The sequence below is a fragment of the Wolbachia endosymbiont of Phyllotreta cruciferae genome (assembly GCF_918697765.1).
In the GTDB taxonomy this organism is placed as follows: domain Bacteria; phylum Pseudomonadota; class Alphaproteobacteria; order Rickettsiales; family Anaplasmataceae; genus Wolbachia; species Wolbachia pipientis.
The window spans coordinates 357,790-380,665 of the sequence record NZ_OU953855.1 but is presented as its reverse complement, the minus strand read 5'-3'; the positions used below and the strand labels follow the sequence as shown (position 1 = coordinate 380,665).

General features: G+C 34.4%; 16 protein-coding genes and 2 pseudogenes. 10 read left to right on the top strand and 8 right to left on the bottom strand.

Translation table 11 applies throughout. From position 1 onward, the window contains the following. Positions 1 to 108 precede the first annotated feature (108 nt). Complete coding sequence (locus NL281_RS01790; RefSeq protein ID WP_253303493.1) at positions 109 to 2,580, bottom strand: ankyrin repeat domain-containing protein; 2,472 nt, start codon at positions 2,578 to 2,580, stop codon at positions 109 to 111. A 32-nt stretch (positions 2,581 to 2,612) separates the two neighbouring features. Continuing rightward, entirely contained in the window at positions 2,613 to 4,340 is a 1,728-nt protein-coding gene (locus NL281_RS01785) for an ankyrin repeat domain-containing protein (protein ID WP_253303492.1), read from the bottom strand. Positions 4,341 to 5,130: 790 nt separating this feature from the next. Here NL281_RS01785 and NL281_RS01780 point away from each other — a divergent pair. Next, positions 5,131 to 6,126, top strand: coding sequence for an ankyrin repeat domain-containing protein (locus tag NL281_RS01780; RefSeq protein WP_253303491.1), 996 nt, complete (start codon positions 5,131 to 5,133; stop codon positions 6,124 to 6,126). A gap of 47 nt (positions 6,127 to 6,173) precedes the next feature. Beyond that, on the top strand, positions 6,174 to 7,493 hold the full coding sequence (locus NL281_RS01775) for an IS4 family transposase (RefSeq protein ID WP_370274048.1): 1,320 nt from the start codon (positions 6,174 to 6,176) through the stop codon (positions 7,491 to 7,493). A 275-nt stretch (positions 7,494 to 7,768) separates the two neighbouring features. Here the strand turns inward: NL281_RS01775 and ubiG are convergent, their stop codons facing one another. Further along, the gene (gene ubiG, locus NL281_RS01770; protein WP_015589098.1) at positions 7,769 to 8,944 is read right to left on the bottom strand and encodes a bifunctional 2-polyprenyl-6-hydroxyphenol methylase/3-demethylubiquinol 3-O-methyltransferase UbiG; all 1,176 of its coding nucleotides are present in this window, start codon (positions 8,942 to 8,944) and stop codon (positions 7,769 to 7,771) included. Positions 8,945 to 9,291: 347 nt separating this feature from the next. Between ubiG and NL281_RS01765 the strand changes: the two genes are divergently transcribed. The 4 genes from NL281_RS01765 to NL281_RS01750 all read left to right on the top strand — a co-directional run bounded on the left by NL281_RS01765 (position 9,292) and on the right by NL281_RS01750 (position 15,294). Then, positions 9,292 to 10,248 (top strand): IS5 family transposase, encoded by a 957-nt coding sequence (locus tag NL281_RS01765; protein ID WP_253303324.1) that lies wholly within the window; start codon positions 9,292 to 9,294, stop codon positions 10,246 to 10,248. Positions 10,249 to 10,941: 693 nt separating this feature from the next. After that, positions 10,942 to 12,690: a DNA primase gene (gene dnaG, locus NL281_RS01760; RefSeq protein WP_253303490.1), complete on the top strand. Its 1,749-nt coding sequence runs from the start codon at positions 10,942 to 10,944 to the stop codon at positions 12,688 to 12,690. Between the two features lie 237 nt (positions 12,691 to 12,927). Beyond that, a complete protein-coding gene (locus NL281_RS01755; protein WP_182158624.1) occupies positions 12,928 to 14,010 on the top strand; it encodes a Fic family protein in 1,083 nt (360 codons plus the stop codon). 201 nt (positions 14,011 to 14,211) lie between these two features. Next, positions 14,212 to 15,294 carry an efflux RND transporter periplasmic adaptor subunit gene (locus tag NL281_RS01750; protein WP_253303489.1) on the top strand — a complete coding sequence of 361 codons (1,083 nt, stop codon included), beginning with the start codon at positions 14,212 to 14,214 and terminating at the stop codon, positions 15,292 to 15,294. Positions 15,295 to 15,351: 57 nt separating this feature from the next. On the opposite strand, the pseudogene NL281_RS09085 reads toward NL281_RS01750, so the two are convergent. From NL281_RS09085 to NL281_RS01725, 4 genes and pseudogenes are all read right to left on the bottom strand, one after another. Continuing rightward, positions 15,352 to 16,437 (bottom strand): annotated as a pseudogene (locus NL281_RS09085) (IS3 family transposase). 287 nt (positions 16,438 to 16,724) lie between these two features. After that, positions 16,725 to 17,039, bottom strand: coding sequence for an FtsB family cell division protein (locus tag NL281_RS01735; RefSeq protein WP_010962526.1), 315 nt, complete (start codon positions 17,037 to 17,039; stop codon positions 16,725 to 16,727). 49 nt (positions 17,040 to 17,088) lie between these two features. Continuing rightward, the gene (gene ykgO, locus NL281_RS01730; protein ID WP_006279631.1) at positions 17,089 to 17,217 is read right to left on the bottom strand and encodes a type B 50S ribosomal protein L36; all 129 of its coding nucleotides are present in this window, start codon (positions 17,215 to 17,217) and stop codon (positions 17,089 to 17,091) included. Between the two features lie 49 nt (positions 17,218 to 17,266). Next, positions 17,267 to 18,097 carry a pyruvate, water dikinase regulatory protein gene (locus NL281_RS01725; RefSeq protein ID WP_253303487.1) on the bottom strand — a complete coding sequence of 277 codons (831 nt, stop codon included), beginning with the start codon at positions 18,095 to 18,097 and terminating at the stop codon, positions 17,267 to 17,269. Between the two features lie 150 nt (positions 18,098 to 18,247). On the opposite strand from NL281_RS01725, the gene ccmC reads away from it, so the two are divergent. Beyond that, positions 18,248 to 18,958, top strand: a complete 711-nt coding sequence (gene ccmC / locus NL281_RS01720; RefSeq protein WP_253303706.1) for a heme ABC transporter permease CcmC — start codon at positions 18,248 to 18,250, stop codon at positions 18,956 to 18,958. Positions 18,959 to 18,966: 8 nt separating this feature from the next. Continuing rightward, complete coding sequence (locus NL281_RS01715; protein WP_253303486.1) at positions 18,967 to 19,383, top strand: GNAT family N-acetyltransferase; 417 nt, start codon at positions 18,967 to 18,969, stop codon at positions 19,381 to 19,383. Positions 19,384 to 19,434: 51 nt separating this feature from the next. Here NL281_RS01715 and NL281_RS01710 read toward each other — a convergent pair whose 3' ends face one another. After that, positions 19,435 to 21,039, bottom strand: a complete 1,605-nt coding sequence (locus NL281_RS01710; RefSeq protein WP_253303485.1) for a hypothetical protein — start codon at positions 21,037 to 21,039, stop codon at positions 19,435 to 19,437. Positions 21,040 to 21,219: 180 nt separating this feature from the next. Here NL281_RS01710 and NL281_RS01705 point away from each other — a divergent pair, with 180 nt between their 5' ends. Next, a complete protein-coding gene (locus tag NL281_RS01705) occupies positions 21,220 to 22,497 on the top strand; it encodes an adenylosuccinate synthase (RefSeq protein ID WP_070357042.1) in 1,278 nt (425 codons plus the stop codon). A gap of 103 nt (positions 22,498 to 22,600) precedes the next feature. Continuing rightward, a pseudogene (locus tag NL281_RS01700) lies at positions 22,601 to 22,798 on the top strand (transposase); the annotation flags it as partial. Positions 22,799 to 22,876: the final 78 nt, after the last annotated feature.

Genomic DNA, 22,876 nt, shown 5'->3' with positions numbered 1-22,876 from the left:
ATATATCCAAGAGAATTTATACCTTATTATTTTCCTTCACTCTATCAACTTTACTTACACTTTTCCTTAACTTGACGCGTATGGTTTATTTAACACTCCCTCACTTCATTATAGAGAACGGCCTACTGTTTCTTCAAGACTTGAAGCTTTTCTCATTTTTTCGCGCTTTGCCCAAGGGCCCACTTTTGTTGCATCAGATTGACTAATTGTTTCAGAACGAATCAACTCTCCAGATCTAGTAAAAAAACCTCGTTCAATAGCATCACGTACTGAACACCCACCAAGCAAACATTTTTCCCCTATTCGTTCCTCACAATTCTGTAATTTTTTCCACTTTTCTTGATCTTCTACTTCTACCTTTATTAGATTTTGCTTATCAGGGTATAATCTCACTTCCAACTCTCCCAAGCCAGTATCGAAAGTCAATACTATATTACTACCATCTGCTAGGCCTACATAATTCCTTATAGCGTTTTCCGTTATAATTTCTACCTCACTCTTACCTATCTTTATTATATTTCTTCCGTATTGTACACCTTCCTGAGTGATACCTAAATTCCTTGCTCCATTTGTAATCTTTGCAACATCTATTTTACTATCCTCTGAATATTCAAGACAGAGAGTAGAGTTGTCGATTTTTACGTCTCTTACCTTACCACTTGTTGCGCTTTGAACGATTGTTATGAAATCTAAAGCACGATTCTCATAATCTGCATAAGCGTTTTTCATATTAGCTTTGTGGCTTTCAAACTCTTCCAGTTCGTCAATTACATATATACTGCTTATGTTGTACAAAATTGCCCCTTTTGATATCAATTGACATACTATACCACTAGCAACCTCTATATTCCTTGAACCTTCGGAACTCTTTCTTAATTCACTAATCTTTCTTATCACAAAATCTGTAAAACTATATTCCTTTTCATATACCTTTCCGTATATACTACCCTGGTTAGGAAAGTTCAGCCTTACCCCAAGTTCTATAGCTTCGTTTACAACGCGTTTTAACTCATCTATATCTTTGGATTTATTTACCCTACCCAAAAATATTTTCAACTTTTCCGACTGATCTAATATTAAATCATCCCATAGAGTTCTAAGCTTAGGCAAACGTTTTTTGTCCTTCCACTCTTCGTAATCAATCGCTCCTGCTTCTAGCAGCAACTTTTTTGCTTCTTTGAAATGAGTTTCATTACCATAACAAGCCTCCCTAATCTTTTGAAAAACTCGAGACTTTCCTTCGCAATCACGGAGATTGAGAATCTCTTTAAGACCTTCATTTCCTTTGTGCTGATTGAAAAACTTTCTTAGTCGATTAGTGTTAAAGCTATGACCGTAAACACCTTCTAAATTATTTTTTGCTTCCAATTGCTCCTGAGTTAAAAAGATCTGTTCTAAAAGATTCACTTCAAAAGGTTTTTTGTTAATAATTACAATGTCTAGAGGAGTTTTTCCTTGTCTGTCAGGTTGACTACGTGCTCCTTTTTTCAGAAGTAAAGGTATATTTAAAGTATTATAATAAGCAGCATAGTGCAAAGGTGTTTGCCCTTCACTGTTAACTATGTTAGGATCAGCACCAGATTTTAAAAGTAAAGTCATAAATGCACTAACTGCACAACCTATGTCTTTTTCCACTGCTAAATACTCCATACCTTGTATTACATGTAGTATTGTCAATTTGGATTCTCCCCTTTGAAGATTGAGAACAGCTTTTAGATCATCACCTTTGTTATCGTGTAAAAAGTCCTCAAACCTTGTAATGTCACAAAATGGAAAGTCTGTAAGAAGATTTAACAGTGCCTTATTCAAATTTTTTTGGTTATCTTTTAAATCAGGTACGTTGAAAGACCAATCAGATATTAAATTTTTGAATTTTTCCCTTTTAATAATAGAGGTCAAAGAGCTGTTATCACTAAGCAGCAACGAGTATTTAATTGACTCATACTTATCATCTACCCGCCCCTCCTTCTGTTCTACCTTTACCTCCTTTAAATACTCTGTATCATCATCTTTAATGCGTTTAGCTAGATCCTTTAAAAATTCAATATCTCTGTTTTCCAGTAAAGGTAATGCCCCCTTCTTCATGAGAATCGAGACCATTTTTGTACTTCGTCCAGCTAAGTATAATGGAGTGCGCCGTTTTTCATCTAACGCATTAACATCAGCTCCATTGTTTATAAGATACTCTACTATTTTTATTTTTTGGCTCAAGACAGCATGATGTAGAGGAGTGCTTCCGTCATTATACTTCTTATTAACACTTGCTCCATTTTTTATTAGGATCTCTACCATTCTTGTGTTCCCTTGTGAGATAGCATAATATAATGGATCACGATTGTACGCATCAATTGTGTTAACATCAGCTCCTCCTTTTATAAGGGTTTCTACCATTTGTTTGTTGTTTTTTAAAACAGCAAAACTTAATTGGCACAATGTACCTGGATCTACTTGCTTTAATCTCTCTTCTATTTTACTAACTACATTACTCTTACTTAAACCAACATCAGCATTAGCAGAATTTAATACTTCCTGCAATTTATTCAATTCCATAACTCCACCTCGGTTAAAAATACTACGCACCATTTTCACACGCATGACATAAAATGCAAGAACTAATATGGCATGCAACATTCGTCCTTAGGCATTTGAGGTAAGCTTTGCCTATTCACTTCACATTCATTTAGCCTACTATTAGGCTTTAATACTGCATATGTAATGCCACCAGCAATGGCCCCAACAATCAATGCAGCAGTAGCTGATATTGATAAACTAAGATGAATAGCAGTACATCCAATAGCCACACTTGTCAACATGGTCATTATCCCTACACAGAAACTGGTCTTTATTGCTCTATTAGTTATAGTTAGGTGTTTATTTTCTGTCACTTTTTGATACTGTATCACATTTTTATCATCAGCCAGACTTCCCGAGGTTTTGGGACACTCCCTTACTCGAAGACTAAGATACTTAACTATATCTTTGTAACCATTAGAATCTGCCAAATCGGAAGGAGTCTCACCTCTAAAGTTTTTTACATCAATAGTAGCCTTTTCTTCCTCTACAAGATATTCAACTATATCGTAGCGATTCATTCTAGCAGATTCATGTAATGGAGTATCGCCATTTTTTTCGCTTACTACATTAACATCAGATCCCTTTTCTAACAGAGCTTTAACTATGCCTAAACAGCCCACCTCACAAGCAATATGCAAAGCAGTGCATCCTTCTTCGTTTCGTGCTTCAAAACTAGCTCCTTTTTCTAACAGAAATTGAACTACTTCCAAATGACCACATCCAGCAGCTTCATTTAAAGCAGTATCGCCTTCATAGTTTGTTGCATTAATATCAGTACCTTTGTCTAATAGAGCTTTAACGATTTTTAAGTAACCCTCTCGAGCAGCAATATGCAATACACATTTGAAACTATTCTTTCGTATGTCAGCATTATTCATTTGGCCCAATAGAGCTTTAACTATTTCTAAGTGGTCCTCGCTAGCAGCAATATGCAAAGCAGTACAGTCTTCGTTGTTTCGTGCCTCAACACTGGCTCCTTTTTCTAACAGAAATTGAACTACATCTAAGTGACACATTTCAGCGGCAATATGCAAAGGAGTGTCATTATCATCGGTTGCTTGGTTAATATTGATTTTTTCTTCACTTATAAAGTACTCAACTACTTTTAATTTACCCATTTCAGTAGCAGAATGAAGAGCAGTGCATCCTTCTTTGTTTCGTGCCTCAACACTAGCCCCTTTTCCTAATAGAACTTGAACTACTTCTAAGTGGCCTGCTTTAGCAGCAATATGTAAGGCAGTGTCACCATTATCTTTTTGCGCATCAACATCAGCACCATTATCTAGTAGAACTTGAATTACGTTTAAGTGACCCATCTGAACAGCGATATGCAGCGGAGTAGCTTCTTCATTGTTTATTACCTCAACAGTAGCTCCTTTTTTTAACAGGGTTCCAACGATTACGAAGTGGCCCCTGCCAGCAGCAAGATGCAAAGGCGTGTTACCATTGTTGTCTTTTATCTCAACACTAGCTCCTTTGTTTAATAGATCTTGAACTTTCTCTAAGGAACCATGAAAAGCAAAATTAAGTAAGTCAGTATGTATATTACTTTCGTGTACACAATGCTCATCTGTTTTTAAGTGACTATCGAGCGTAGCTAAATATGAATACGTAATATTTTGATTAACTTGATAAATTGGTATGGTCTGTGTTGCATAAAAACCTTGTTCTTTTGACCGCTTTTCTATTCCATCAACCATACTGTTCTCTTCTAAATCTGCTTGAATATTTATTGGACTAGATACTTCTTCCAATTGATTACCCACGACACTACCTTAACTTAAAAACTTATGTTTTAATTATTACACAATTATTATAATTAGCAATAGTTTTATATTTTTTTCAGAATTACAAATTTATTGTATTCAGATATAGGAAAATACCTTTTGTCTCTAAAAAACATTGCAACCAAGTATTACAAAGATTTCAATTATTTACTCCTTCAAAGACCCCAAAAAGATCGTATCTTTGTGAGAACAAGCTACGTAAAAGTAGGGTTATGAAAATAGGAACTTGCAATCTTTGCAACAAAGTCAGGGAAATTAGTTCGTATGTGGATTTAGCGAAAGTGAGCCAATGTAGCTGGTTTTGGCATATAATAAAATTATAATATAAAAAAGTTCGCACAGAACAAGTGGTAGACCAACTGATCCCAAAACGAACAGTTCTCACGTTTGTTATTTTAAGTTGCTGAAAGTGGTTATATTATTTAAGTTATTAATAATATATGTTGTTAAATTAACAATAATTTATTAAAGACTTCCATCAAAAATTATTTCAAAAAAAATTTAAATTAGGGGTTGACAAGTTTTAAAGATGGAGTACTATTCCTGAAATACATTAAATTTTTATGGTATGTAAGTGTGTAATAGCTAAGGTAGTTTTACGTTTGTTAGCGAGCTATGTTATGTGAAGGCATTCCAGAATTCTTATTTGAGGGAAGATGTTTTTTTTCTGTGTTGCTTGAGGAAAGAAAAAAGCTCAGGGTAAGAGTAGCTTGCTATGGTGTAATTGCTTAGTTGAGTTAGGTAAGTTTTTGTAAATTTGGAGGGACAAATGACTTTAAACAATGATGATTTATTAATTAGTGCTGCAAGAGTAGGACGCCTTAGTGAAGTTAAAGAACTTCTTGAGAAAGGGGCTAATATTGAAGCTAGAGATAGCGATGGTTACACATCTTTGCATAGGGCTGCTGAAGGAGGTCATTTAGAGATAGTTAAATGTCTTATAGAGAAGGGGGCTGATATTGAAGCTAAAGATAGTAATGGTCACACACCTTTGCACAAGGCTGCCAGGGGACGTTATTTAGAGGTAGTTAAATGTCTTATAGAGAAGGGGGCTAACATTGAAGCTAGAGATCTTCATGATTGCACACCTTTGCACTTGACTGCTGCAACAGGTGGTTTCAGAATAGTTGAATTTCTTATAGAGAAGGGGGCTAACATTGAAGCTAGAGATCTTAAGGGTTACACACCTTTGCACATGGCTGCTGGGGGAGATAGTACAATAGCAACTGGATTTCTTATAAAGAAGGAGGCTGATATTGAAGCTAAAGGTAGTGATAGTTACACACCTTTGCACTTGGCTGCCGAAGAAGGTGCTTTAGCTACGGTTATAGCTCTTACAAGGGAAGGGGCTAACATTGGAGCTAAAAATAAGGATGGTAAAAACCCTTTAGATGCAGCAAATGAGCTTGGTAAAACAGAAGTAGTAAACTTTTTAGGACGAAAGCAAAGTGAGTATGATAGCCTTTTATTTACTGCTGTAGCAAGAGGGAATGTGAGTGAAGTTACAAATCTTCTCAATACTGGAGCTAATATTGAAGCTAGAAATGCAAAAAATGAAACGCCTTTATGTGCAGCCTCTCGTATAGGCAAATTGGATGTGCTTGAACTTCTCCTCAGTAGAAATGCTAATGTTAACGTTCAAGACGAAGATCAAAGAACACCTTTACATCACGCTGCTTATTTTGGTAAGGAAGTTGAACTCATCCTTGGTAAAGGTGCTAATATTGAAGCCTTACTTTTACCCACAAATGTAAAAAGTGAGTAAGCTAAATAATTTAGGATCAAAATGATAGAAACAAGTACAAGCGTGCAATATACAGATGGCTTAGGGATAAATGGCTGGAAAGAGAGTTAAAACACATTAATTTGGGAGATAAAAGGCTTAATAAAAGGCTTATAAAAACAAGTTATTGCATAGAGGGTAAGGCATCTGGTTCAATTAATCAAAGCTGTAGTGGGTGGAAAGAAGCTAAGGGTGCATATAGATTATTTAGCAATGAAAAGCTTGAAGATAAGGAAATTTATTCTTCCCATTATAAAGAAACTAAGGAAAGAATAAAAGGAAACCAGTTGGTCTTTTCAGTTCAAGATACAAGTTATTTGGATTTTGACTCTCATATAAAGACCAAGAGACTAGGCAGTATTTCTAAAGCTTATACAAAGCATAAAATGGGTTTACTGTTGCATAGTGCCTTAATAGTCAGCAGAGACGGATTACCTTTAGGTCTATCTTCCCAACAATGTTGGGCGCGTTCTATTAGGGAAGAAGAAACGGCACAAGAAAAAGCAAACAGAAAATACCGTACCTCCATAGAAGAAAAAGAAAGTTATAAGTGGATAACAGCTCTTAAAGAAACTATAAACAACCTTCCTCCAAATGTACAACTTGTTACCCTTGGTGATAGGGAAGCAGACATCTTCAAATTTTTATGGGTGGCTGAGACGTTAGGTAGTTTTTATGTAATCCGCAATCGAGCTAATAGAAGATTTATCTGTACTGAAGTCGGAAAAACAGATTTGCAAACACGCATCACTCAACTGCCAGTAAAAAAGAAAATTTCTCTAGAAGTTACTAAAGGTGGAAACCAGAGATCAAGGAAAGCTAATATTGAAGTTAAGTATATGAAAGGCTATATACCTATCAGATCTTCTTCCATTTATGGGTCAAAAGATACAATACATAAAATAAGTGATAAAATCCCTGTATATGTGGTAAGTGCAAAAGAAACAAATCCTCCTGATGGATTGGAAGCTATCGACTGGACTCTACTAACTAATGTACCGATTAATAATACTTTAGATGCCATAGAAAAGATAAATTGGTATAAGCTAAGGTGGAAAATTGAAGAGTATTTTAGGATTTTAAAATCAGGATGTAAGATAGAAAGCTCCCGCTTAGCTACAAAAGAAAGATTACAGAAGTTAATTGCTATAAAAAGTATAATCGCGTTTAAAATTTTATATTTGACAAAAGTGGCTTTATCAAATCCCATGGAAATTTGTACTAAAATTTTAAGCAACGAAGAGTGGAAGGTCCTTTACATGCGTGAGTATCGGGTAGCAACATTACCCGAAGAACCTCCAAACATAAAACAAGCTATTATTTGGTTAGGAAAATTGGGTGATTTATGAATAGAAAAAGTGATAATTTACCAGGGTCTATGACTCTATGGCGGGGCTATGAAAACCTTAAGGAGAGCATTGTTATGCTTCACATCATAACCTCTCAAAATTGTGGGTAAAAGTAAGGGTCAAACCTTGGAGAATGGAAAGTGTGTTGCTGCTCCTGGATATGAACGTGTAGGTACAGGTTATGCTTGTCGTTCCGGTTGGGCGCTAACTAATAAAGGCTACTGTATAAAAGCTGGCCAAGATCCTTCAAAGTATTGGAAGTGAAAATGGTGCTTTTATAGAGTTAAATCTAACAAACCGCAGAGTATATAATTAACATCCACGCCTTTAGTTAGATTCCACTCACGCTTTATTACGTTGTACTCCATGCCAGCCATGTTTTGCAGCGTTACATTATTTTCTCTTAAGTGATTTGCAATTTCTGACGGCTTGAGAAATTTATTCCAGTTATGTGTACCTTTTGGCAGCCAATTTAATATGTACTCTGCACCAATTATTGCAAGACAAAAGGATTTAATAGTTCTATTTATTGTGGATATAAAGATTAACCCCTCCGGTTTTAGCAGTTCTATCGCTTTTTTCATGAAAAGCTCTAAATTATCCACATGTTCAACTACTTCCATCAACAGAACCACGTCGTACTTCTTGTCATTGCTTAGCTCTTCAATGCTGGTGTGTATATATTCTATATTTAACCCTACTTTTTTTGCATGTGAATGCGCTACTTTTATGTTTTCTTCACATACATCTATTCCCACAACGTTAATGCCAACGCGTGCCATTGACTCTGACAAAATGCCACCACCGCATCCAACATCAAGCAATGATAATTCTTTCAAATTGCATTTTTTTAACTCTTTTATTTTCTCAATAATGTAAGATACTCTAACAGGATTCATCATGTGCAATGGTTTGAATTTGCCGTTCTCATCCCACCACTGGCCTGCCATTTTAGCGAATTTTGATATTTCATCTTCGTTATAAGTTTTTGTTTTTTTTTTCTTAGAGGTTATATTGCTGAGTTTATCAAGGCGTTTTTTATGTCTGCTTTCTTTTGAAAATTCTGTTTCGAGGAATTGTTTGACTATGTCTTTTGCTAATCCACTCGCAGTAAACCCTGCACCAAGACACAGTACATTTGCGTTGCCATGCTCGCGAGCTAATTTTGCGATCTCAACACTGTTACATAAAGCAGCGTAGATTCCTTCAAAACGATTTGCCACAGTACTCATGCCCAAACCTGTACCACAAATTAATATCCCATAATTTGCTTTTTTGCTTGTTATATCTTCTACAACTTTAACAGCATAGTTTGGGTAATCTACACACTTTTGCTTAGCAGTGCAGCCTTGATCTACTACTCTGTAACCTAGGGCTTCCAGGTAAGGTTTTATTTCTGATTTTAATTCATAACCAGCATGATCTGAGGCAATTGATACTATACCTAACATATAAGAAATAAGGACATTTTATATGGGTTTGAACTTTCTGTCAAGTCATTCAATGCTTCTGACCTTTTGGGAGTTCTAAAGCTATAGCTAAGGTTTTCCTACGTCATACCGCAATTCATTCCACAACTGTACGAACATTGTGATTTGAGAATAATCTCCGCCAGGAAGGGTGTCATCCCAGTGCTTTGGCACTGAGATCCAGAAAACTTAATTTTAAATAAGTACACCAGATAGCTGTATAATAAGAACTGGATTCCAGTGGGCTTTGCTGCATAGCAACTGAAAAAATCTGGTGGCTACTGACAAAATTCATTATAAAATAGCCATTTAACCTTGAAAGAAAAAATATGCCACAAAAAATGAGGGTCAGTAACCATAGCGAATATAACAAATTTCTAGAAAAAAGAGGAAATATTTTTCATTATATCAACGAAGCCATAGAAAAGTGGTACGAGAATGGTCCAAAAATACCAGGTGGCAACAATATTTATAGCGATAAAGTTGTAATTTTGGTGCACATAATAACTTGTTTATTTAGAATAGGCCTGAGGCAAACAGTTGGGTTTATAGCAGGATACCTTGAGCAAATTGGGAAAAATTTGCAAGTTATCAGCTATTCACAATCATCAAGAAGGTTTAAGAAACTCAATATTAAGATCAATGATTGCAGAATTGATAAAAATAATATGGAAGATATCGAAATTACTATAGACAGTACAGGAATTAGTATATACAACAACACTCCTGGTCATAGCAAAGAAAATAGCGAAGATAGAAAGTATCGCAGCTATGAACAGACAAGAAAATTGCATGTAATGTTGAATACAAACAGCAAAAAAGCCATAGCTGTAAAATACAGTAACGGTGTCTACTCTGATCACTATGGAGCTTGTGATTTGCTAAAAGAAGTCGATTTTCAGTATGTCATAAAAGTACTATATGCAGATAGGGCATATGACAGAGAAAAGCTCTATAAGCTGTGTAATCAATATGGTATAAAAACGAAAATTCCTCCGAAAAACAACGCAGCAGAGCATCCAAAATTGGATTATATGCTTGATAGAAATGCCGCTATTCAGTTAATGAAATTACATGGTGAGAATGGTATAAAAAGATGGAAAGAAGAAGTAAATTACGGAAAAAGATCGTATATTGAAGGATTTTTCTCAAGGTTGAAGCGAATATTTGGGTTTAGTTTTAGGAGCAAATCTGAGATTAATCGTGAGAAGGAACTGCTACTCAGGTGTTATTTGCTTAACAAATTTACTGAAATAGGCATGGCTAAGTTTGAGATAGCTTCATGAATTTATTGTACGTTACCTACTATCCGAAGAGCGATACAACAAAGCCATTCCAGTGTCAAGCACTGGAATGACACCTTCTGTATAAATATTAAGAAATTTACCAAACGAAAAAAAAGGCAAAAGAAGCCCCGTGGTTGGCTAATTACTTACATTATACTTTCAAGTATGGCGTTTTTTTATTCTAAACACTTAATAACCGCGATTTAGCTGCTTTTAAGCTGCAACTAATCTAAATTATAAACGTTAAGAAATTTACTAAACAGAAAAAAAGGCAAAAGAAACCCTAGGGTAGCTAGTTATTCACTATCCATTTTTTAAGTTGGCGTTTTTTAATGTTTTAAATGCTTTATAAGCGTATTTCAGCTTGTGTAGGTCAAAACCCGGAAATTTGATAAAGACATAAGATGCACATAGTGCAAAAAATTAAATATGAGACGCCAGATACGTTGAGTTTTTTGTCATTTAATCTGTACAGAGAAGATAAATAAATAGCTTCAGTTTCATGATAAGGGCGCTGGCGAGGTTTGTCAAGGAAGTTTTTTGTTTCTGTGGGCTACCTGGATGACAGGATTGCTCTTGAATTTGTATAGCTACATTGTCGGTAAATCTAAATTGCTTTAGTTATAGAAATAAATTTCGAGTCAGATGTGTATAAATTCTATATAATTTTTATCCTACTACTAATTTAACAAGATGGATCATATAGATATTATAAAATCAAAATTATTATTATCTGACATAGTAGGTAAAAAAGTCAGGCTAATAAAAAGAGGAGATAGTTTTGTTGGGCTCTGTCCATTTCATAACGAAAAAACCCCATCTTTTTCGGTGAGCAATACTAAGGGGTTATATTACTGTTTTGGTTGCTTAGCTAGTGGTGATGCATTTGAATTTATTTCACAAACTGAAGGATTAAGCTTTAAAGAAGCATTGGAAAGATTAGCATCGGTTACAGGTGTTGAACTGCCCAAAAATCTTAGTATTACAAAAGAGGACAATAAACTATTTTTAGCGCTTGATTTAGCTGCAAATTGGTTTGCACAAAAAAATCAAAGTGTTGTAGATTATTTAAAGCAGCGTAAGATTTCACCTAAAATCATAGATAAATTTAAGATAGGTTATGCACCAAGCTCTGGTTTGAAAGAGTATTTAAACTCTTCAGGTATTGAAGACAAAATTTTAATTGATATTGGATTAGTAAACAAAAATTTTCATGATTATTTTTATGACCGGCTGATATTTCCTATACAGAGCATTGCAGGGAGAGTTATTGGTTTTGGCGGACGTGCGCTAAGTTCTGAGCAACAGCCGAAATATTTAAACAGTCCAGAGAGTCAGCTCTTCAAGAAGAGGGAGAATTTATACGGATTAAACTTTGCTTTAAGCGAAATACGTAAAAAACAGCACATACTCGTTGTTGAAGGATATATGGACGCTATAGCGCTACATCAAGCAGGAATTAGTAATGCAGTTGCTCCGCTTGGTACCGCAATTTCTGCAGAGCAGATAAAAAATCTATGGAGATTTGCTAAAGAAATCTCCATCTGTATGGATGGCGATAGTGCTGGACGTCATGCTGCTACTCGAGTTGCAGAACTTGCTCTGCCAATATTAGAGCCTGGATACACGTTAAAATTTGTGACTTTGCCAAGTAATAAAGATCCATACGATATATGTAACGAACTGGCATACAAGAAAGAAGACGTGTTGACTGCTCTTGACCATTCAACAAAACTGCATTCTGAATATTTATGGCATCACATAATCGATAGCAATTTGCAAAATTATGAAAAACTTGCTCCGGAAAAATATTCAATTCTTGAGCACAAGTTCATGGAATATGTAAATACTATTAGCAACAGCAGTATTAGAAGGTATTACAGAGATTATTTTTACAATAAGGCTAGTGAACTAAGAAGTAGCTTCAAAAAACAGATTTTTAATAGTAAAACTAGAGCAACAAAAGGTGAGTATCTTCATAACAAATCTCCAGAGCTAATTGAAGCAGAGCAAAATCAGGCCGTAATTTTGCGTATAGCCGTAGAATTTCCTGAAATCTTGAACCGTCCTATATTTTTTGAGCAATTTTCTCATTTTGAATTTACTAATGAGATGAAAAGATTACAACAGCGTATAATTGATGTAATAAGTAACAAAAGCAAACTCGATAAAGAGGCTTTGTTACAAGAATTGAAACAGTTTAACGTTATAAAGTATGTATTTGAAAAAACTAGTGTACTAAATAGCCAACTGAACGAGAGAAAATCTGCAGAAATTGTGTGGAATAATATAGTGTTACTAAAAGAGTTAAATGCATTACGAAAAGAAAGAACCGAAGCGAGGCTGAGCGGTAATCTTGACTTAGAGGAAAGGTTGATAGAACAAATAAAGCAAATAGAAAGCAGTATACAAGAAATGCAAATGGAGTTTATTGAAAAGTAGATATCGTCTCGTTAGTCAACAAGAAAATTACAAAATAAGACAATATTTTACATAAGATTGAAATTTTTAACTAATTAAGCCTTCCTCTAACAGCTTTGCCCTGTAGTTTTTGATATGGTTAGGATCACTTGAAAATGTATAATTTTTGTAGTTAGCTCTGCTGTGCATATAAAGTTTACTATTGACTTTTATCACATTATCTCACATTATCTCACATAATATGCATGTGAGAAGAATATGAACTGGAAGAATTTTCGTCTTAGTACACGTCTCAACCTAGAAGGGCCTGTAATTGAACAAGTGTACGAGTTAATTACTGCAGTTGATAGTGTTAAAAATAGCTGGCAGATAACGAAAAAACTACTACCACAAACAATTGAAAGATTAACTCATTCAGTTATTGTTACATCTTCTGGCGCTTCTAACCGTATTGAAGGAAATCGTCTAACCGATAAAGAAGTTGAGGATCTATATAAAAACCTACGTGTCAAAAAATTTAAAAATAGAGATGAGCAAGAAATTGCTGGCTACTTAGAAATGCTTAAACTAATATTTCATGATTATACGGATATTCCAATTAGTGAGTCATCAATATTGCACATTAACAACCAGATGCTACTTTATAGTGAAAAAGATTTGTATCATAGAGGAAAATACAAAGCAAGTTCTAATAGAGTTGAGGCAAAAGATCAGAATGGAAAAGTTGTTGGTATAATTTTTGATCCCACACCACCTTACCTTGTTAGAAAGGAAGTACAAGAGCTTATTGATTGGTATCACTGGTCCTTAAATAATAAATTTAAGCATCCTCTTATTATTGTTGCTAACTTTGTTTTTGAGTATCTGGCAATACACCCTTTTCAAGATGGGAATGGCAGAACTAGTAGATTGATGACTAATTTAATGCTGTTGCAGCAGGGTTATGATTTTGTATCTATTGTATCACATGAAAAGATAATTGAAACTAACAAACTTGATTACTACTTAGCGCTTAATAAAACACAAAGTAGCTGGAAAAGTGGCAAAGAAGATATTTCCCCGTGGTTAATATTTTTTCTTAATGTACTCAAAACGCAAGCAAATGAGGCGCATTATATTCTTGAGAGGGAGAATACTGAATATTTATTATCAAGAAAACAATTGTTCTTCTGGGAATGGGCACTTAGCCTTGCAGATAAAGAATTTAGTAGAAAAGATGCTATAGAAGCTCTAGGATTTCCTCCAAGAACAGTAGAGGCAATTACAAAGAAACTGCTAGGGATGAAATACTTACAGCGTCTTGGAGAAGGCAAAGCCACTAGATATAAAGTTATTATTTAAAAGTTTTAGTATGTTTTTCAAGATTTTTTTAAATCCAGTCTTATGCACAACTTTGTTTGCAATTTTATTCGATTAAAAATTGCATTTTAGCAATAAAAAACTTACTTATTGTAGGAAAATCTTGTGTTTGTTCTCATATAAAACTATTTATGGAGTGACAATGGTACATGTATTATACTTACATTTCTGATTCGAAAATTTATGCAGTTGTTTCTAACAAGATTGGTCAACAAATTCTATTGTTTAAAGGTGAGAAACAAAGTAATCATCATTTCCAGTATTGCTTTTATTCTACTGTTTTTTATCAGCAGTGCATTTTTAAAAAAAGATCAGGCGGTTCATAGCGATAATGCAACTAGTAGCTTTTCAGTAAAAACTCAAGAATGTGCGCCGCAAAACCGCACTATATATTTAAATTTTTCTGGTACAGTAAATCCCTTACATAGAGCTAGCCTTGTCTCAAAAATAAGTGGTAAGATTATTGCTATTTATTTACCTGATGGTGAAAAGGTAAAAAGAGATGATGTAGTGTTAAAGATAGAAGATTATGACAGGATTGAGCAAGCTCAGAAAGCCAAAGCTTTATTAAAGCAGCGTGAAATTGAGTATGATTCCTCTCACAAACTGAATAAAAAAGGCTATGGGGCACAAATACAAGTAGAAGCAGCTTTTACTGCGTTACAAAGTGCAAAAGCTGACCTAAAAAGGCTAGAATTGGATTTAGAAAATACTGCAGTCACATCTCCTATAGATGGTTATATTGATAAAATCAATGCAAACGAAGGGGATTTTGTTAATGCTGGGCAAAAAATAGCTGACGTGGTTAATTTCGATCAAATTCTTGTAGTGTTATACGTTTCGGAAAATGAAGTAAATAAAATAGAGCTAGGCAGCACAGCTCAAATTAATTTGCTGGACGGAAAAGAATTGGCAGGTGAAGTAAGTTTTATTAGTAAAATTGCTGAGCCTAAAACTGGGTCTTATAGGGTAGAAGTAAAGGTAACTAATAATAAAATGATATCCTTGCAGGGACTAACTGCCAACGTAAGGCTACCTTCAGGCGAAAGATTTGCATATAAAGTTCCTTCTTCAGCCCTGAGCTTAAGTGACGAAGGTGCTCTTGGAATAAAGATTGTTGATGATAATAATTATGTAGTATTTGCACCAATAGAAATTGTTGATCATGAGAGCGATGGGGTTTGGATAGTAGCAAATAACGAAGGTAAACCCATAAAGTTAATAGTATTGGGCCACCTATTTGTTAAGCCTGGTGATAAGGTTTAAGACATAAGATCCTTTGACCTTACCCAGAAAAAGTGGAGAGAAAGTGTGGAATGTTTTTTACAAAAAGAATGATGCATCAAATTGTTCTGGAATGCAATAGTTAATAGTGACGTTGTTTGTTATAAAAAATTTCTAAGTATTCAAATATTGCAGTTCTAGTTTGTTGAGCAGAGTGTTGTGAAGTATCAATAAGTATTTCTCTTTTCAATGAGCTAAAGAAGCTTTCTGCAACAGAATTGTCGTAACAACAGCCTTTATTACTCATCTATATTCTTTACAGCTAAGAGATATTGATACCCTTGCGCAGTATATTGTGAACCTTGGTCACTGTGCAGCAGTAGATTTTTAACAGGTTTACGCCTATTAATGGCCATTAATAAAGAGTTCATAACCAATTGTTTATTTATTGCACTACTCATTAACTACCATACGTGAGAATTATTGCTGCCAAATATAGCCATCCCTCCTTGGTTTTGATGTAAGTAATCCCATACTTTATTTGGTTGATCAACAATAAAGTTTTGATCTAGTATATTGGGAGCTACAGCTCTATTATCTGTTTGTTGTTTTTTAATTTTAAACTTTCTTCTCAGTATAGCCCTGATGTCATTTTTCTGCATAATACTTTGCACCGTTTTCAAATTGCAACTTTTACCCAAAGCCTTCAATTCAGCATGAATTTTAGGAGCTCCATATCTACATTTAGAAACTTGATATATTTTTTGAATAGCTGCGAGTAGCTCTTTATTTGCTGATTCTCTACTGCTTATTTTTCTTGTGGTCCACTTATAGTAGCCACTAGCAGAAAATCCTACATAATTCCTGTACTTTATAGCAGTTACTATGCTCTTTTATAAAAAAATATTTTACTCTTTTTGACTGGCCAGGGCTTTTTTTTAAATGTCTCTTTCCCTTGTTACTCTTGCTTTGTAAATCAAACCTCTCTTTGTCATAAGGTGCTACATCTGGAAATGCATTTGCCGCTGACTTTTTTTCGTTATATTTCTTCATCCATTTTCCTAATACACTATCCCTTATTCCTAGATCTCTTGCTACTTTTGCAACTGGTTGACCTACCTTTCTTTGTTCATTTGCCAGTTTAACAGCTTCCAATTTGAATTCTGCTGTATATTCTCTTACCATTTCTAATCCTCCAAAATTTTATTTTACCCAAAAAAACTCTTTTCTTTCTCTCCACTTTTTCTGGGTAAGGTCATGCAGCTTTTGGGTAATTTAATGGTAAAAATTTTAGAGAGAAATTTTATACACAATCTCTGACATTTTTCCTTAAGTTGACGCCATTGTCTGTTCAGCTAAGCGGTGTGAGAGACAATATAGCTAAACTGACTTAGATTTACCGACAATTTGAAAAACCGTCATCCCGCTACGTGTTAGCGCCGCGGCGGTATGACGTAGGGAGATCTCTACTGCTATTCCACGTCAAGAACAACCATAAGTTCATTAGGGTTCACATAACCTAAAGCATTTTTTGCTTGCTCATCAAGCAGATCTAAATCTAAGCTTTTTTCATATAAGCCAAATACTTTGTTGTCCAACTTTTCCTTTTCAGAAGAGACATCCTTTAGCAAAAGTTTATTGTACTCGATTTCTTTTTTTAAATCGATTAACGTCAATAAGCCACGTTTACCTGTAATTGTGCTAATGCTGAAATATAATGTAAGGGAAGAAATGAGTAAGGCTGCGCTTAAACACAGTAACTTTTGCTTCTTTTTAGATATAAGCACCGTACTTTCACATATAAAAAATATATAACATGAAAAGGTGAACAAAAAGCTAAGAACCTTGACGCGCTTTACACCTTGGCTTTACCTTATTTATAATGTAAATCTTACCACCCCTTTTCACAACTTTACAATTTTTATCTCTGTTACGATGAGATTTTAGCGACCCTTTGACTTTCATATCTATAGTAAGAATTAAATTACTTTACATTATAATCACTTATCAAGAGTTAGTCAATTGATAACATTTTATTAAAATATTGTATAATTGTTGCTGATACTTCTTCGATCGACTTTTGCGTGACATCGATAATTGGCCAGTTATTCTGTTTAAAGAGCTCCTCTGCTTCTTTAATTTCCTTTTCTACTTTCTCAGGGTTAGCATATATATTATTATCTTCGTTGTTAATTGAAGTAAGTCTATTTTTGCGTATTTCTATTAGCCTACTTACGTCTATTGTTACCCCTATCGTTAGTTTATTTTTTAATTTTGCCAAGTCAACATAAAAGGGTACTCCACTAACAAAAGGAATATTTGCAACTTTATAGCCTCGGTAAGCTAAATACGTACTGGTGGGAGATTTTGATGTACGTGAAACTCCAACCAAAATTATATCTGCTTTATCAATATCTTGAATATTTTGTCCATCATCATGATTAATAGTGTAGTTTATTGCCTCAATGCGCTGAAAATATTCGTTATTTATCTCAGTATGCAAGTCAAGCTTTTCGTCTTTTTCAATTTCAAGATAGGACGAAATTTCTCTAATAATATGTGATAATATTGCTCTATAGGGAATTTTCAACTTTATACAGTTATCTTTTAAATATTTTCTTAGCTCATCATCAGTAATAGTGCATATAACAAAATTATGCTCATCACTTTTCCTATTAATTTCCTCCAGAATTTTGTCAATCTGCTCTTCCCCTTTTACAAAAGACCAAACATATTCGATCGTTTCTATAGAACGAAAGTGTTTCAGAGCTGATTTTGCAACTGATATAACAGTTTCACCACTTGAATCTGATACTAAGTGTAGATTAAGCTTTTTAATGGTCATGTTTTATATAGTGTTATACTAAAAATAATGGCTAGCAACCTGCTACTGAAATTATGCTAATTTGTTGACCTACGTAAATATAGAAAAACTATCCTGTTGATAAAACTCAAACTAATTGGTAAATTCTTAACACAATTATTCTCAAAACGAATGTTTTTATTAAAGCCCACAAATTTCTCTTATTTTTCTAAGAAAGCTCTACCTTGGCTTGGGGTTATTTGTTTCGCATGTTTTTTAATTGGAATGTCTTTGGCGTTATTCTTCTCCCCAGAAGATTATAAACAAGGAGAAATTGTACGAATCATGTACATTCATGTGCCTTCTGCATGGCTTGCTCTTGGAATATATGGATTAATTGCATCACTTAGTTTCATTTCATTGGTGTGGAACAATAGCATTGCTAGTGTCTTGGCACATGCTGCTGCTCCTGCAGGGACAGTCTTTTCGGCAATATGTTTAATCACAGGCAGCATCTGGGGAAAAGGAACCTGGGGCACTTGGTGGGTATGGGATGCAAGGCTTACTTCAATGCTGATTTTATTTTTCCTATATGTTGGCTACCTTTCATTGTGGAGCGCTTTTGATAATGAAGCGAGGGCAGAAAAATCAGCAGCAGTATTTGCCATCTTTAGTGCTATAAATATTCCTATAGTAAAATTTTCCGTGAATTTATGGTCTACTCTCCATCAGCCAGCAAGCATTTTGAGAAAAGGTGGAATAGCAATAGAAAGTTCCCTGCTGTTGCCACTGGTTGCAATGTTTATGTTTTGTGCCACATTTTTTTTAGTAGTGTGGATACTGTATTCACTTTACTTAATTAATTTATATAAGATAAAGAGAGAAATCAGTATGCGGTATTAGGCCGAGAGATGAAAATAGAACACACCACATCACCAAGTAGCAAAGACATTGAATTCCTACTCAAAAAGATTAATGAAGAAACCGTTGATAGAGGTACGTGTAACCCATTTGCTTTTTTTATTCGCGATGATACTGAACAAATTATTGCAGGTTGTAGCGGTTTTGTTATCTATGGTTCAATTTACACTGACTTGCTTTGGGTACATTCTGATTATAGAAGAAAAGGTATGGGAAAGCAGCTAATGGAAGAAGTTCATGATTATGGTCGTGAGATGCACTGTAAAATAGCAACCGTTGCAACCATGAATTTTCAAAAAGCGAAAGTATTTTATGAAAAGCTTGGGTATAAGTGTGATCTTGTACGTCCAGGGTATGTTAACATGTATATTTTTGAAGAAAGTGTTGTGAGATGCACTGTAAAATAGCAACCGTTGTAACCATGAACTCTAAAATATTTAAAGAGCCTACTAATATCTTTAAGGTAAATGTTCATGTGATTCCGCAGAATAATTCTGTTTTTTGATTCTATCTGTCCATTTATCATTTTCTATATCTTGTTTGTTGGTTGCTTTTTTTTCTTGCTCAACAATTGCCTTATCTATCTCCTTATGAATTGCATCAATTGCATTAATCGCACCTCCTTTTTTGTATACTTCGCTTTTCCCTTCAATAATTAACTTAATAAAAGTATTTACAACAGACTGCACTTGATTATGATTAACCTGACCTTTTATCAAAGAAGGTAAAGAGCCTAATTCCATCAATACTTCTGGTGCTGTTTTATCTTGAGTGGAAAGTCCTAAATTATCTGCTACTTTACTTATTAATAACTCTCTGTGTTCTTTATTATCTTCCAATTTAGCATAATCACTCAATAGATCTATAACGGTAGATACTCTGACTTCAACAATATCATCAACATCTTCATCTTCTAGAGCAACTCCTGACCCCAATAACCTCTCTCTGAGATTTTCGCTTAAAAGATTGATAAATTCTTCATTTGCATCTGATCCTGTGGTTGATATTGTACCATCTAAATAGTTACTTTGAGCACCGAAGCCATGCTCTATTTGTATTTTTGTCTCAGGTTTAAATCCTAATTTTGCACAGAATTTCTGAAAATATTCTTTAATAATGTCAAACAAGCTCTTGCCATTATCTTTATAATTTTTTAACTCTTTAGGAATAGTAAGTGACAATTTACCATCTCTGTATGTTACAAAGTCTTCACCATTGTGAGATTCAATTGTAAATTCCAATGAACTGGGCAGATTACATATCTTATCGCCATGCATAACTTGATTTTTAACAGAGAGTATTGGTAGCCTCATATCAGATCTAATTCTCACATTATTTTGGTTAGCACAATCAATGTTTATTACTTTTTTAGGATTTTCTACTATGAACGACTGTCCAAGTGCAAGTTGGGTTTGTATAAATGGAGCAGCCTCATACCCTGCTTGATTACAATTGGTGACTAGCTCTTCTAAAATAGCATCACTTGGAACTTCTGCCCCAGCGTATCTGAACATTTTTTTGAAAACTTCTTTTGCAAAGGAACGGTAATCCTTGTTTTCATCTTTCTCTGTTGGTAATAGATGGATATACCTTTGGCCAGCATTGTAAAATTCTTCAAATTCTTTCTTATATGAATCGGTTTTTTGATGATTGGCAGTTTTGGAATTTTCACAGTGATTTTTCCATAGCTCACCCAATGCATTACTTACAAGCTCTTTCTCAATATCTTCGAGTACTGAAGCAACAAAAGCTTTGCCATGATCCGTATCTATTTCTCTTGTTCCTTTTTTGTTAAATATTTCGTCATTATATATATCATCACTATTAAAAAGTTCGCTTTTGCGGTGCTTAGCTCCTTCCTTAAATGCAATAATAAGATTTTTATCTATTTCTTTTCCGTTAATAATAAAATTCATCCTTTGAAAATCTAAGAACATTGTTTCACCGGAATTCGCTAATTTATTATCTTGATCTGCTCTTAATTTACTAAAATTGAACTCTTTAGCTGTGGCCTTTAATCTAACTACTGGACTCTTATTATTTTTTCCTTTTGTCTCTTTCATAAATAACACCTTACTGTAAATATGCTGTAAGTTATATCATATAATGATGAATAATTTGGTAATATATTAAGAAAATCGACAGTATATTTCTTTATTTAAGGGGTGTAGGAAAGGCGTAGATTTCTCTTTCCATTTGTAGCGTACTGCATTAATATTTATGTATTAATCTAGAAAATAATGATGAATAACATTGTAATTGTTGGTCTGCAATGGGGTGACGAAGGCAAGGGTAAAATAGTAGATTATCTTTCTGAGAATGCAGATGTAGTTGTGAGATTTCAGGGAGGAAATAATGCAGGGCACACTATAGTAGTAGATGATGAGGTTTATAAATTAAATTTACTGCCCTCTGCTGTTTTGAGGCCAGGCAAAATATCTATCATAGGAAATGGCGTTGCTCTTGATCCACACGCTCTAATCTCAGAAATAGAGTCATTGAAAGTTAAAGGAGTAGACGTAAACTATAACAACTTGATGGTATCCGAGAGCTGTCCATTAATACTTAGCATACATAAGGACAAGGAAAAGCTATTTGAAGATTTAAATGGAAATCACAAAATTGGTACAACAAACAAAGGGATAGGGCCATGTTATGAAGATAAAGTTGGAAGGAGAGCTATACGCCTTTGTGACTTAGAAAACGCAGATGAGCTCAATAAAAGAGTGGATACTCTTTTAAATTACCACAATGCTATCAGGAAAGGCCTTAACTACCAGGTGGTTAAAAAAGAAGAAATATTAAAGGAAATTCAAGAGATTTCAGAAAAAATTCTTTCATATAAAAAACCTGTGTGGAAGATATTAAATGACTTGATGAAAGAAGGTAAGAAAATAATATTTGAAGGTGCCCAAGGTGCATTTTTAGATATCGACCACGGAACTTACCCTTTTGTTACTTCAAGTAATACTGTAGCATCGCAAGCAATAACAGGCTCAGGGTTATCCTCCAATGCTTACATTATTGGTGTGGTAAAAGCTTATACAACAAGAGTGGGCAATGGCCCATTTCCTACTGAGCAGAAAAATGAAGTAGGAGATAGCTTGTTTACTATAGGTAAGGAACTTGGAACAGTGAGCAATAGAAGAAGGCGTTGCGGATGGTTCGATGCAGTTTTAGTGCGCCAGGCCGTACAACTCTCTGGAGTTTCAAGCATTGTATTAACCAAATTAGATGTGCTTAATTCTTTTGATACAATTAAAATATGCACTGGTTACAAGTATAGCGGAAAAATGTATGATTATTTACCCGCATCGCATTCAATACAAGGGGAATTAGAGCCAATATATGAAGAGTTTCCTGGCTGGAAAGAAAACACTCAAGGTAAAAGGTCGATTGAAACATTGCCTATCAATTTAATAAAATATATAGAAGGGTTAGAAAAATTAATAGGTGTACCAATTCATCTAATCTCAACTAGTCCAAAGAGAGAGGATGTTATTAAGCTTAAAGATTTCTGAAAACGTCTTTGTATCTTAGAGCCTGTACGTAATCTCAAAAAAGAGATAAAGTGAGAGGATAAAGTATATAAAGTAGGATATGCGAAGTTTATAACCAAGTGACATAAGTCGAGAAAAGTTTGAGATTATTGTAGCAGATCTGGAATCTTGCAGAAAGAAGACAAAACCAAGAACACTTGATTTACATGATATATTTTGTGGAGTGTTATACGTGTTAAAAAGTGGTTGCCAGTGGAGAATGGTATCAAAAGAGTTCCCAAAATGGCGCAATTGTTACGACTATTTTAAGAAGTGGAGTGAAAAACCAGATGTAAATAAAGAAAGTGTTCAGGCAATGGCGTCAACTTAAGGAAAAATATCAGCGATAGTGTATAAAATT

Coding starts and splice junctions, on each gene's coding strand:
- NL281_RS01780 (WP_253303491.1), top strand. CDS start 5,131: ATGACTTTAAACAATGATGATTTATTAATTAGTGCTGCAAGAGTAGGA.
- ubiG (WP_015589098.1), bottom strand. CDS start 8,944: ATGTTAGGTATAGTATCAATTGCCTCAGATCATGCTGGTTATGAATTA.
- NL281_RS01765 (WP_253303324.1), top strand. CDS start 9,292: ATGCCACAAAAAATGAGGGTCAGTAACCATAGCGAATATAACAAATTT.
- dnaG (WP_253303490.1), top strand. CDS start 10,942: ATGGATCATATAGATATTATAAAATCAAAATTATTATTATCTGACATA.
- NL281_RS01755 (WP_182158624.1), top strand. CDS start 12,928: ATGAACTGGAAGAATTTTCGTCTTAGTACACGTCTCAACCTAGAAGGG.
- NL281_RS01750 (WP_253303489.1), top strand. CDS start 14,212: ATGCAGTTGTTTCTAACAAGATTGGTCAACAAATTCTATTGTTTAAAG.
- ykgO (WP_006279631.1), bottom strand. CDS start 17,217: ATGAAAGTCAAAGGGTCGCTAAAATCTCATCGTAACAGAGATAAAAAT.
- NL281_RS01725 (WP_253303487.1), bottom strand. CDS start 18,097: ATGACCATTAAAAAGCTTAATCTACACTTAGTATCAGATTCAAGTGGT.
- ccmC (WP_253303706.1), top strand. CDS start 18,248: ATGTTTTTATTAAAGCCCACAAATTTCTCTTATTTTTCTAAGAAAGCT.
- NL281_RS01715 (WP_253303486.1), top strand. CDS start 18,967: ATGAAAATAGAACACACCACATCACCAAGTAGCAAAGACATTGAATTC.
- NL281_RS01710 (WP_253303485.1), bottom strand. CDS start 21,039: ATGAAAGAGACAAAAGGAAAAAATAATAAGAGTCCAGTAGTTAGATTA.
- NL281_RS01705 (WP_070357042.1), top strand. CDS start 21,220: ATGAATAACATTGTAATTGTTGGTCTGCAATGGGGTGACGAAGGCAAG.